The 12786-nt window shown below is 46.3% G+C and carries 11 protein-coding genes; 6 read left to right on the plus strand and 5 right to left on the minus strand.

Going from position 1 to position 12786, the window contains the following annotated elements:
• The 4 genes from QZ176_RS05295 to QZ176_RS05310 form a co-directional block, all read left to right on the plus strand.
• On the plus strand, window positions 1-500 hold a 500-nt coding region (locus tag QZ176_RS05295), incomplete at its 5' end, for an FAD-binding protein (RefSeq protein ID WP_295151715.1).
• A gap of 404 nt (window positions 501-904) precedes the next feature.
• Window positions 905-2449: a flavocytochrome c gene (locus tag QZ176_RS05300; RefSeq protein WP_295151717.1), complete on the plus strand. Its 1545-nt coding sequence runs from the start codon at window positions 905-907 to the stop codon at window positions 2447-2449.
• Window positions 2450-2584: 135 nt separating this feature from the next.
• Window positions 2585-3346: an EFR1 family ferrodoxin gene (locus tag QZ176_RS05305; protein ID WP_295151719.1), complete on the plus strand. Its 762-nt coding sequence runs from the start codon at window positions 2585-2587 to the stop codon at window positions 3344-3346.
• A gap of 94 nt (window positions 3347-3440) precedes the next feature.
• Window positions 3441-3644 (plus strand): hypothetical protein, encoded by a 204-nt coding sequence (locus QZ176_RS05310; protein ID WP_295151720.1) that lies wholly within the window; start codon window positions 3441-3443, stop codon window positions 3642-3644.
• A gap of 557 nt (window positions 3645-4201) precedes the next feature.
• Here the strand turns inward: QZ176_RS05310 and QZ176_RS05315 are convergent.
• The 4 genes from QZ176_RS05315 to QZ176_RS05330 form a co-directional block, all read right to left on the minus strand.
• Window positions 4202-5899, minus strand: coding sequence for a HAMP domain-containing sensor histidine kinase (locus tag QZ176_RS05315; RefSeq protein ID WP_295151722.1), 1698 nt, complete (start codon window positions 5897-5899; stop codon window positions 4202-4204).
• Window positions 5883-6545, minus strand: a complete 663-nt coding sequence (locus tag QZ176_RS05320; protein WP_295151723.1) for a response regulator transcription factor — start codon at window positions 6543-6545, stop codon at window positions 5883-5885. The genes QZ176_RS05315 and QZ176_RS05320 overlap by 17 nt, the downstream gene beginning before the upstream one ends.
• 556 nt (window positions 6546-7101) lie before the next feature.
• Window positions 7102-7314 carry a hypothetical protein gene (locus QZ176_RS05325; RefSeq protein WP_295151725.1) on the minus strand — a complete coding sequence of 71 codons (213 nt, stop codon included), beginning with the start codon at window positions 7312-7314 and terminating at the stop codon, window positions 7102-7104.
• A 13-nt stretch (window positions 7315-7327) separates the two neighbouring features.
• Window positions 7328-7831: a PepSY domain-containing protein gene (locus QZ176_RS05330; RefSeq protein ID WP_295151726.1), complete on the minus strand. Its 504-nt coding sequence runs from the start codon at window positions 7829-7831 to the stop codon at window positions 7328-7330.
• Window positions 7832-8038: 207 nt separating this feature from the next.
• Between QZ176_RS05330 and QZ176_RS05335 the strand changes: the two genes are divergently transcribed.
• Window positions 8039-9655, plus strand: a complete 1617-nt coding sequence (locus QZ176_RS05335) for a phosphoethanolamine--lipid A transferase (protein WP_295151728.1) — start codon at window positions 8039-8041, stop codon at window positions 9653-9655.
• A gap of 204 nt (window positions 9656-9859) precedes the next feature.
• Here the strand turns inward: QZ176_RS05335 and QZ176_RS05340 are convergent, their stop codons facing one another.
• A complete protein-coding gene (locus tag QZ176_RS05340; RefSeq protein ID WP_295151730.1) occupies window positions 9860-10765 on the minus strand; it encodes a LysR family transcriptional regulator in 906 nt (301 codons plus the stop codon).
• Window positions 10766-10906: 141 nt separating this feature from the next.
• On the opposite strand from QZ176_RS05340, the gene sdhA reads away from it, so the two are divergent.
• Complete coding sequence (gene sdhA / locus QZ176_RS05345) at window positions 10907-12763, plus strand: 8-methylmenaquinol:fumarate reductase flavoprotein subunit (protein WP_295151732.1); 1857 nt, start codon at window positions 10907-10909, stop codon at window positions 12761-12763.
• The last annotated feature ends 23 nt before the right edge of the window (window positions 12764-12786 follow it).

Here is a 12786-nt window from a genome sequence, read left to right on the forward strand (position 1 = left end):
TCGGCGAGAGTGAGAAAAACGATAACTATCCAGTAAACGTCTGCGACTCTCAAGCTGTCGCCGCGCGTAACCCAGTTTATACTTCACGTCCTCTAGAAGCGGGCGTCGTGAAAAAATTTGACACTCTAGAGGAGCTTGCGAAGGCTTACAATCTGCCGCTGGAGCCGTTTTTAAAGACCGTCGCGGATTATAACTCTTATGTCAAAGCGGGCAAAGATCCGGAATTCGGCAAAGTAGTCGATAAGCTGGATGGTATCGACGTTTCCAAGCCGCCGTTTTACGCAAGCCGCACGATGCCGAAGGTGCACCACACGATGGGCGGACTTGAGATCAACACCAAAGCTCAAGTAATCTCGAGCCTTACTCACGAGCCGATCCCGGGGCTTTGGGCTGCGGGCGAGGTAACCGGCGGCGTGCACGGCGCGAGCAGGCTCGGAACCTACGCGATCCTTGATTGTATGGTTTTCGGAATGATCGCGGGCGAAACAATCGGGGCTTAAATTTAGCGCCTGCGAAATTTCGGCGCGAAGTAGCGGTGCGTGCTTTGCGCCGAAATACTATGTGCGTCTTTAAAATTTTCGAGACAAAGCCGAAAAGCGTGCCCGTAGCATTTCAAAGCGTTTTAAAATTCTGTGGCGCGAGTTTTAAATTTGAATACCGCGCACTTTAAAATTTTATATCGGCAGCAAAATTTCGCACATGCGGCGAGCAAATCCGTGCGCCGTAAATTTTAAAATTTACGCCTAAACTTCGGCTAGCGGAGCGGAATTTATTCGCTTTAAATTTGCGCTTTTAAAATTTCTTTTCTAAATTTTTAAAATTCTATCACTAAGTCTTTACGTTAAATTTTAAATTTCGCTACGCGGGTGTATAATCTATAAAATTTCAACGCAAGGAGCAAAAAATGCAAGAAATTTCAAGACGAAATTTTATGAAAATCGGCGCGGCGGGAGCTCTGGCTCTGGCTACAAGCAGTGCTAGTGCAACGCAAAACGCCAAAGACGTAAAATTTGACGAAGAATATGACGTTGTTGTTATCGGTAGCGGTTTTGCAGGCTCGATGGCGACACTTCAGGCTCTTAAGCGCGGCAAAAAAGTGCTTATGATCGAAAAGATGGGCCGTGCGGGCGGCAATTCCGTCATTAACGCCGGCAATATGGCGGTACCAAATAACGAATTCCAAAAAGCCGCGGGCATCACGGATAGTAAGGAGGCTTTCATCGCGGATTGCCTAAAAGACGGGCTAAATTTAAATCACGTAGATTTGCTAGGCGTCATCTACGACCGTGCAGGCGACGCTTTTGAATACCTAAAAAGTATCGGAGTGGAGTTTTCGGGCAAGGTGATATCTGCTAGCGGACACTCGCTAAAGCGCGCCGTACAGGCCAAAAATGCTAGCGGCTCGGGCTACATCCAGCCGATGCATAAGGCGATCGAGGAAAATGCAAATGCCGTAATCAAGAAGCGTACTAAATTTGATGATTTTGTCGTAGATGACAGCGGTCGCGTCGTAGGCGTAAAGTGTCGCGAAGAATATAAGTTCGATCCGCAGCTTGCTAGCGATGATAGGGAAAACAAAAGCGGCGAAGTAAAATTTTTTAAAGCCAAAGATGGTGTCATTTTGGCTGCGGGCGGATACAGCTCGGATAAGTGGTTTCGCGCTCAGCAGGTGCCGTATCTAAAAGACAATATCGAAACCGTAAGCCAACCCGGTGCTACCGCAGGTGCGCTTATCGCGGCGATGAAACTAGGTGCGAATCCTTTGCAACTCAGCTGGATTCAACTAAATCCTTATACCAATCCTAGCGAGAAGGGATTTGGTACTTCTGCGCTATTTTCAAATCACTGCGCTAACGACTATGGTCTAACCATCGATCCAAAGACGGGCAAACGCTTTATGAACGAGCACGCCGGGCGCAAGATCAAAACCGAAGCGATCTTTAAATGCATGGCGGAGAGCGAAAATAACGACAACTATCCCGTAAATATCTGCGATCAAGCCGCAGTTGATGCAAATAATCCGGTCTATACGTCAAAAGGTGTAGAAGCAGGCTCAATTAAAAAATTTAATACCTTGGAAGAGCTTGCAAAATTTTATAAAATTCCGCTGGAGCCGTTTTTAAAAACCGTCGCGGATTTTAACGGCTATGTCAAAGCAGGAAGTGACCCGGAGTTTGGCAAGCCTTTGACAAAAGCCGATGTAGGCGGTATCGACGTATCAAAAGCTCCATTTTATGCTTGCCAAACAAGCCCGAAAATTCTTTACTGTATGGGTGGCGTGCAGATCAATACCAAAGCTCAGGTTATCGACGCAGCTAGTGGCGAGCCGATCGCAGGATTATACGCTGCGGGCGAAATCACCGGTGGCGTTCACGGCGCAAGTAGGCTCGGTACTATGAGCATGGCTGATTGTATGGTTTTTGGCATGGTGGCGGCAGAAAATATCTGAATTTAGGGCGCGACGGCATATTTAAATTTCGCCGTCACATCTAAATTTTAAAATTTTATGCAAAAGACGCGTAAAATTCTATTCGTTCGGTAAGGGTTAAATTTCACCGAAATTCGCATAGTTTGGGGGGCGGGCATGATAGCGATCTATTTTAGCGCTACGGGCAACACGAAGCATTGCGCAGATAAGCTCATCGCTCATCTTGGCGGCGTCTGTGTCTCGATCGAGAGCGAGGCTTGCGGCGAGCTTTTAAAATGCCACAATGACGTCATTTTGGCGTATCCCGTCTATTTTAGCGACCTGCCGCGTATCGTGCGCGACTTCCTCTACGAAAATGGCGCGAGCTTTAGCGGCAAAAATGTATTCATCCTCGCTACGATGGAGATTTTCAGCGGCGATGGGGCAGGGTGCGCGGCTAGGGTTTTAAAGCGATTCGGCGCAAACATAACGGGCGGCGCTCATATCAAAATGCCGGCGTTCATCCTCGACGTGGCGATTTTCAGCTACTCGCAAGCAAAAAACGAGCTCATAATCAAAGAGGCGGACGCTAAAGTCAGACGCGTTGCGGAGGCGCTTAGCGCAAATCGTCCGCCGCAAGAGGGGCTGGGCGCGCTCTGTCGTATCGCAGGGTTTTTAGGACAGCGACTTTGGATGAAAATTTGGGATAAAGGCCCCTTTGCTAAGCGCAAGCCGAGCCTTGATCCATCGCGATGCAGCGGCTGCGGGGCTTGCGTCAAACCCTGCCCGATGCGAAACATAAAGCTCGCTTGCAAAAAGGTGCAATTCGGCGATGATTGCACGCTTTGCTACAGGTGCGTAAATATATGTAAGCGCAAAGCGATTACGATCCTAGGCAGGGCGAAAAATTTAGAAAAGTCCATCCCTGCGGACTTATGAGGACGAGCTCATACCTCGCAAGTTCGCAATCAAATGCGTAAAAACGGGCGAGAAAATTTTACTTTTTGATAGTACTGCGCATAACTAAAGCGCGATGTTTTGCGACGAATATGGCACAAAAAAAGTAACTCGCCGCGAGCTCGTGAAATTTAACCTACCGCCGTGCAAGACCCGCGTAAAATTTGGCTATAGCACCCACTACGACGACTACGAGACCGACGAGCGCGGTAGGGTCATATTAATAAACGGCGGGGCTGCCTCATGGAACGAGGTAAGGCAAACGGCTATATCGCCGTAAGCTACGAGGACGAAGCAGGCAAAAATACAAAATTTCGCTTATGTAGGCGGTCTTAAATCTCAGTCTGTCTTTTTTGCTCCGTATTTAAATTTTACTCGGTCGCTAGATACTCCTAAATTTAAATTCTCTATAGCCGAATGTGGTGTCTTAGAATTTTAGCAAAGGTTTATCCTGTAATACTGCGCCGTGAAATTTCAGCGAAGGCTTATTTTACCGCATACCTCAAAATTCTTAAATTACTCGCGCCGGTCCACTTAAGCTCTAAAGCGCTTGCCTTATCACTTCGCCCAAAGGCAAAATGCTGCGCCTTGCCTTATTAATTCGCCGCGGAATTTCGCGGTAAAACTAAATTTTAAAATTTGGCCCATTTAAATTTAAAAGCGCACGACTATCGTAAAAATCATCCGATATTATTGGCGACGCCGGCCTAATTTTGAAATTACACTATCGCCTCTATATACGGCTATAGTCGTTAAATTTTAAGCAACGATAGGCGATAAAATTTTAAGAATTTCGCCGCCCAGCATTTCTTTACGCCACCAAGCCCACAAAACCGCCTAAACCTTCTTAAACTCCACGCTAAATTTGCTTCCGCGTCCTACTTTGCTACGTAGTGAAATTTGCGCGCCATGGATTTTTGCGATTTGTGAGGCGATGGCTAGCCCGAGCCCCGCGCCACTATTTTGCTCGCGATTTCTGGAACGCTCGATTTGATAGAGCTTGTCCCAAATTTTATTTTGTAAGGTAGGCTCGATGCCCTCTCCATCGTCGCTTATGCTAAGTTCGCACGCATCTGCGCTCACGCAGAGCTCTAAAACGACGCTGCTGCGCGCAAATTTTAAAGCATTGCTTAAAAGATTGTTAATCAGCCTGATCAAAAGCAGCTCATCACCGTTTACGCGCACTTCCTCGGCTATCTGCGAGCTAAAGCTTAGCCCCTTTTGCGCATACAAAAATTGAAAGTCTTGCGCGCACTCGTTTGCGATTTTGCTTAAGCTTACGGGCGCCAAACGCGCGCCACGCTGTAAGCGAGCAAGCTCTAAAATCTGCTCTATTAGCGCCGAAATTTTACGCGCTTGATTGTTTATGACCGCGAAACTCTCCTTCGCCTCGCTCGCGTCTTGCTCGTAGGCTAGGGCATAGTCGCTTTGAGCCAGTATGACGGCAGCGGGTGTACGCAGCTCATGCGAAAGGTCGGCGCTTAGCTGCTGCTCGCGTTCAAACGCGCTTTGCAGCGATGCTAGCATTTCATTAAACGTAGCCGCGAGCGCGCTTAGCTCATCCTTGCCTCGCGGTAGTTCTATTCGCCGCGTAAAATCGCCGCTAGCTCCGATCTCGCTAGCTGTGTGCGACATAACGCGCACGGGCTTAAACGCTCTTTTTATGATCGCGTAGCCGCCGTAGATGACTAGCACTACAAATAGCGGCGATAGAATAAGAGCGATTAGCATCACGCGCTTCATCGCAAGCTCAAACTCGCTAACTGCGATGACGCCGCGTATCCATGCGCTGCGCCCCTTGATCTGCGCGTCGTAATAGAAAAACTCATCGTCGTCAAGCTCCACCTCGCGCGCGGCTTGAGGCGAGAGCGGCAACGCAGGCTCGAAGCCTTTAGGCACAAACCCTGCGATCACGCCGCCTTGTCCGTCATGTTCGTAGAAAAATACACCGTCATCAAAGCTTTTAAATTTTCCCTCGCGCGCGGCTTTTTGCACTAAGCGGGCAAGCTTTTTTTGGCTGACGGAGCTTCCTGATACTTCGTCTAAAATATAGCCGCAAATGCCGATAATAGCGCCTGCAAACACTAAAATAAATACGCTGTAATAAAGCGTCACGCGTAGGCTGATAGGTAGCGCGCGTGAGCTAAAATTCTCCTTAGCGGTTGCAAATATTCTAGATAAGGCTTGAGTAAAATTTCTTATCGCGATTTTAGACGCGAAATTTTGTCCTTGACTTTGCGCGAGGACGCTATTAGAATTTTGCGCTAGATCAGGCGTTGCGCTTGTAGCAGCAAAATTCGGCGCAAAATTTGATGCCGTATTTTGCGTGGAATTCCGTTTAAAATTTGACGCCTGGCTTTGAGTAGAATTTAGAGCCCGGTTTAACTTAATATTTCGCGTGGGATTTTTCTTGCAGCTTTTCTTTAAACACGCAAAATTTCGCACGAATTTTAATACGAAAAGCGCTGTAGCGGCAAAAATCTGCTTCGCAATCGCCGAAATTTTGATCCAAATCTTGCTATTTTGCCACAACATAGCCAAGCCCTCGCTTCGTTTCTATTATATTGCCGTGCTCGCCTAGCTTTTTGCGGATATTCTTGATTAAAACATCGATAACATTTGAGCTTGCTTCGTCACTAAAATCCCAAATGCTCTCGCCGATTTGTTCGCGGCTTAAAATCGCACCGCGATTTAGCATCAAAAGCTCTAAAATTCTATATTCCTTACCCGTTAGCTCCACTACCTCGCCCGCGCATACGACCGATTTTTTGCTTAGATTTAGGCGCACTTGCCTTATGATAATTTCGTTATCCGCAGTAGCGTTTTTACGCCTGATAATTGCGCGAAGTCGCGCCAAAAGCTCACGAAAATCAAAGGGCTTAACCATATAATCGTCTGCGCCCAGATCAAGCCCTGCGACGATATCTTCTTTGGCGTCCCGCACAGTTAAAAATAAAACCGGCGTTCCCAGTCCGCGCGCCCGCGCCGCCTTCAAAAACTCAAAGCCGTCCATCACAGGCATCATCGCATCAAGCACGATAGCGTCATATTTTGCGACATCCAAAAACTCTAGCGCTTCCTTGCCGCAAAAGGCGCAATCTACGCTGTAGCCGTCCTTTTTCAGACATTTTGCGATGATTTGATTTAGATCTTTTTCATCCTCGACAAGTAAAATTTTCAAAGCGTTCCTTTAAAATTTTGCTAATTCCAATCCGCCATTTTAGCCAAAAACGCATAAATTTTGCGGCGCCTTGGATGTGTAAACCTGCTCGCTTTATGCACCACTAAATTTCAGTAGTGTTGGGAGCTGTGCTAATTCGCAGGCGCCTTTTGCCTAGCTCTAATCTCGCTTGCCTTTTTATCCGCTACGCTTCCTAACCACCCTAAAAAATTTAGCGCGCCTGCTGCGATATCTAGCGCAAAAAGCCCAAATCCTACGCAGCCAAGCTTGAAATTTTGCTTAGCGATTTCGCGTTTGCAGCGGCTGCAAAGCACCGGCTTGCAAGAATTACAAACCTCCGCGCAGCTTGCTGCACTGGCAGAATCTCGCGCGCTTGTAAATTACTTGTATCTGAAAGATTTTGCGTATCGGCGAAATTTTGCTCGCTAGCGAAATTTTGCGCACTTGATAAGTCATGCGTCTGCAAAGAACTCCACTCGCTCTCACAATCTTTCGCATCCGCAAAAATTTTTTGATTTTCGCAACATTCCATGCTAGAAAAATCTTTAGAATTTTTCTAGCATGACGTGGGTTTCCGCTCGCTTGTTTCGCTAGCAAAATTTGCCGAAAAATCCTGCGCATTTTCATCTAAATTTTTAGCCGCGTCTACATTTTGGATACCATAAGTTATAGCATCAGCGTTTTTGTTTATGCTAAAATCCCTAGCGTCCAAAGCCTCACTAGTTTGGGCGGAGTTATCTGCTCCACCCTTTGAGCTTTGATTTTTCATCTCGCACCTTCGCTTATTTTTGACGCTGCGAAATCTGTTCGCCCGTAGCAGCGTCGATTAGCACCTCTTTTTTGCTCATGCCTTGGCGCAGTTTGACTTCGTATGCAGGCTTGCCACCGTTGCTTTCTAAATCAACCTCGCGAAAATCCCAGCCGGCGTTTGCGCTAAGTGCTTTAGCGCGAGCGTCTGCAGCACTGATTTTGACCTGAGAATAATCAATTTTACTAAGCTTTAGCTTCTTTTGCGTTTGAGTTTTTAAAATTTCGCCGCTTTGAGCGTCGATTTTGATCTCGCTTTCGCTACCTTCTTTATACGACTCGATCTCATAGATGAGCCTTCCGTGCTCATCGTCGATTTCTACGCTTTTTATAGTCGCGTCACCAAAGTTTTGTTGCGCGATCCCTATTGCTTGATCGAATGAAACTTTAGCATCCTTTTCGCTAAAACTTCCTGCGTTTAATGCACCAGTAAGGGCGAACGCAGCGGCGAGCGCGCCTAAAACTTTAAGATTTTTCATCTTTAATCCTTTTAATTTTATTTCCAAATTTTATTTTGGATGGCGCAATTTTAAAACTTCAAGATGAAGCCAAGATGAATACGCGCGGAATTTTAAAATTTCACAAAAATTTTGCTGCGATTTGTGAGATACGAAGCGCGGAATTTCCGAGCATTTACCAAAACGCCGTAAAATTTCAACTTGAAATTTTATCTCAAGGAACGCTTTGTGCCTAGCTTTTTTAAAAATCCGTCGCAGCAGAAGCTTATTTTTCTAAGCTCGCTTGCTTTTGTGGCATTTTTTAACTTCTCGTTTTTCAAAAATATCATAAATGCCTACGGAATCTCGGGGCTAAATTTTATCTATCTCGTCTGCGACGTGGCGGCTTTGATCGCTTTTTTGACGCTATTTTTTACAATTTTTAGCTCGCGTTATACGACCAAGCCGATTTTGATGATCTGCTTTTTTATTTCGTCGTTTACGGCGTATTTTATGGATAGCTATAACGTCGTAATCGATTCGGAGATGATCCGTAACGCAGCCCAGACGAACTTTGCCGAGTCAGCGGATCTTTTTAGCCCGAGACTATCGATTTACGTGCTGGTGCTGGGCGTCTTACCCTGCGTGCTGATTGCTCGCGCGCGCGTTAGCTACCGTCCGCTTAAATTTGAAATTTTAGCTAAGCTCAAAGCGGCGGGCATTTGCATAATAATCATCGCGGCGCTGCTTTTTGGATTTAGCAAATACTACGCGTCATTTTTCAGAGAGCATAAAATTTTACGCAGCTACGCAAATCCCGGATATTGGATCTACAGCGGCGTTAAATTTGTCGCAAAATCCAAAAAGCAGGGCTCGCAGCCTCTGATGCAAATCGCTACGGACGCGCATATCGATAAAAATTCCACACACCCAAAAAAGCTCGTCGTCGTAGTCGTGGGCGAAGCGGCAAGAGCGGATAGATTTTCGCTAAACGGCTACGAGCGAGATACTAATCCGCTACTAGCCAAAGAGCAGGGTGTCGTAAGCCTAAGCAATACCCATTCTTGCGGCACTTCGACGGCGCAAAGCGTGCCCTGCATGTTTTCGCTGCTAAATCGCGAGGAATTTAGCGTCGAAAAGGCCGCGGAGGAGCAAAACGTATTAGACATACTAAACCGCGCTGATGACATGGCGATTTTGTGGCGCGATAACAATTCCGATTCCAAGGGCGTGGCGCTGCGCGTAAAATATCAGGATTTTAAAATTCCGCAAAATAATCCGATCTGCGACATAGAGTGTAGGGATGAGGGAATGCTCGCGGGGCTTGATAAATTTGTCGCCGAAAACGCGGGCAAAGACGTATTAATCGTGCTGCATCAGATGGGCAATCATGGGCCTGCGTATTTTAAGCGCTATAAGAAAGAATTTGAAAAATTTAGCCCCGTTTGCCGCGATAACGAGCTTGAAAACTGCTCGCAGCAAGAAATTTCAAACGCCTACGATAACGCGATTTTATACACGGATTATTTTTTAAGTAGGGTTATAGAATTTTTAAAGCCGTATTCTAAGACACACGAAACGGCAATGATCTATATGAGCGATCACGGCGAGAGCCTCGGCGAGGGCGGCGTTTATCTGCACGGCATGCCCTATCTTTTCGCTCCCGAGGCGCAAAAGCATATCGGCGCGATCGTTTGGCTAGGTGAGGGAAAAATGCGCGAAAGATACGATCTGAGCGCGCTTAAATCGCATAAGGACGACGCTTTTTCGCACGATAATCTTTTTCACACGCTGCTTGGAATTTTTGAAGTAGATACCAAGGTGTATAACAAGGATTTGGATATTTTAAGCGGAGTGAAAAATTAGAATTTCGCACTAAATTTCGTCGTAAATTGTGAGTGAAATTTTAGCAATAAAAATTCTATTGGCAAAATTCTAATTTAAACTTAGTTTGAAATTTTACCTAAGCTCGGGCGAAATCTACTCTAAAAATTTTTATGCAAAAGCTAATGTATAGGTAAAGTACCGCAAAAAACTCAATCTCTCATTTATCGTTGCGAGATATGAATTTTAAATTTCATTAGAAATTTTACGTGCAGTTTTGATAAATGCCTGCGCTAGATGGTTTAGACGTTTGCCTTTTTTGTAGGCGATTATCAGCGTTTTATCGAGCTCACGTGCACCTACGTCAAAGAGCTTAATCCTGTCTACCTTATCTTCTTTTATCATCTGCGGTATGCTAAAGCACGCTCCCACGCCGCTTGCGACGATAGCATTGGCGATGTCGAAAGTCTCCGTACGGCACAGCACTTTCGGCGCAAAGCCTGCGGAAGCAAAGAATGCATCTATCTGCTCGGCGCTTCTTAAATTCTGTTTAGGCAGGATAAATTTCTCGTTTTTTAGCTGCAAAATATCGATTTTAGGAGCTAGTTCATTTTTAAATTTAAGCGACAACGGATGCAAAGAGCTAAGCGCTACATATGTTTTTTGTTTTAAAATTTCACTGCCTTCAAGCCCGCTCATATCGATAGGAAGTATTAACATTCCTACGTCGAGCTCCCCCTTCAAGAGCATTTCTCGAATATTAAGCGTTGATGAAAACTGCATGATTTGCACATCCGAATCTTTAAATTTCTTACAAAATTTCGGTAGCAGTGAGGGCAGCAGATTATAGCCGTTTTGCGAAAAGCCTATGCGGATCTTGCCGCTTTTTGAACCGTCGAGCTCGGAAATTTCGCTGTTTAGATCATCCATTATCTCAAAAATGATCTTAGCCTTACTTACGTAAATTTCGCCTGCACGCGTGAGCGAAACGGGGTTTGTGGAGCGATTAAACAGCGCTACTTTAAGCTCCTTTTCGAGCGATAATATACTTTGCGATAGCGAGGGTTGTGGGATTTTAAGAGCCTCGGCAGCCGCGGTAAAACTTCTAAATTCGGCAACTTTAAGCACGAGCTGCATGCGATGTAAATTCATCTGGTACCTCCAATTTATAATTATAGAATTATATAATTATACGCTAAATAATATTTGACTTATATAAAAAATAAAACTAAAATTACGCAATTAGTTTAGAACTTTAAACTTAAGCTAAGAATTTCTCAAATGGAGGGAAAGATGAATGAATCCAATTTTAACAGACGCGATTTCTTAAAATCCGCCTGTATCGGTGTCGGCGCGCTTAGTCTTAGCGGCTGCGGCGATGAGATAAGACGCGATGCAGACGGCGAGCCTATTAAAAATTTCGGCAACGAAAACGGGCTTCCTAGTATCGATGTACTTATCATCGGCTCGGGAGGTGCGGGTTTGCGTGCAGCCGTGGCGGTGCGCAAGAAACATCCGAGCTTGGGCGTCGTGGTCGTAAACAAAGGCATGCCTTCGCGCAACGCCACCTGTATGGCAGAAGGCGGTATCAACGGCGTTATAGATTTCGAGCATGGCGATAGCCACAAGCTTCACGCCTACGATACCGTAAAGGGAAGCGACTTTTTGGGCGATCAAGATGTCATTGCTAAATTTGTCGAAAAAGCTACCGAGGCGATCCATGAGTTGGATTACGCCGGCATGCCGTTTTCGAGAAAAGACGGCGGCGATGTAGCGGCAAGATTTGCGGGCGGAGCGAAATTTGAACGCTGTAATTACGCCGCGGATAAAACAGGCCATGCGATGATGCATGCTTGTTTGGATGAGGCGATCAGCAGCGGAGTAAAATTCCTTTTAGATCACTACCTGCTGGATCTTAGCACCGACGGAGATACTTGCGAGGGCGTCGTGCTTTTAAATATCCGCACGGGCGATGTAGTGCCGATTTTAGCTAAGGCGGTCGTGCTTGCTAGCGGCGGATATACGAGACTATTTTTTAACCGCACCTCCACGCCATTTAATGCTACCGGCGACGGTATCGCGGCAGCACTTCGCGCCGGGCTTGCATTTAAAGATCCTGAAATGCTTCAATTCCATCCTACGGGAGTTCGCAACGGCGGCGCGCTCATCACAGAGGCTGCACGCGGTCTTGGCGGCAAGCTTATCAACAACAAAGGCGAGCGCTTTATGAGTAGATACTCCAAAAAGATGGAGCTTGCGCCGCGCGATATAGTTTCGCGCTCGATAGAGACAGAAATTCGCGAAGGACGCGGTTTTGGTGAGGGTATGGGATCATACGTACTTTTAGACGTAACTCACTTAGGCGAGGAGAAGATTATGGGCGGACTACCGCAGATCCGCCACGTGGCTATGCTTTTTGAAAATATGGATTTGGTAAAAGAGCCTGTTAAAATTCGTCCGACTGCGCATTATTCGATGGGCGGCATAGATGTGGTTAAATTTGACGATATGAGCACTGAGATGCCGGGGCTTTACGCCGCAGGTGAAACTTCATGCGCATCAATCCACGGTGCGAATCGCTTGGGCGGGAATTCTTTGACCGACGCCGCCGTTACCGGTAAGCTGGCAGGCGAGGGGGCGGGAGATTACGCGGCTTCTCGCGCAGCTTTCGGTTCGGGCAAAAGAGCGAGCGAGCTCGCGCAAAAATGGCAGCTCAGGATAAAGGAGATCGTTAGCGGTAGCGGCGAACCGAACGAGCTCTACTCTTTAAGAGAGGAGTTCGGTAGACAAAACTGGGACAATATGGGCATCTTTAGAACCGGCGAAAAATTGGAAGCACTAAACGAGACGCTAAAGCAGATCCAAGCTCGTCACGCCGAGATGAAAATAGCAAATCCAAATTTAGCCTTCAATACGGCTTTGATCGATTATTTGGAGCTTGGAAATTTAATCCTTTTGGCTCGTTGCGCTTGCGTCGGCGCCCTAAATCGCAAAGAGAGCCGTGGCGCTCACACTCGCGAAGACTATCCGAAACGAGATGACGTAAATTTCTTAAAGCATACGCTAGTAAGACTAAATGGCGATGAGCCTACTATCAGCTATAAGGATGTCGTTATTACGGAATTTCCAGTAGAGGAGAGGAAATACTAATGCAAAGTGCAGTTAAAAATTTT

The sequence above is a fragment of the uncultured Campylobacter sp. genome (genome assembly GCF_905373215.1).
Lineage (GTDB): Bacteria > Campylobacterota > Campylobacteria > Campylobacterales > Campylobacteraceae > Campylobacter_B.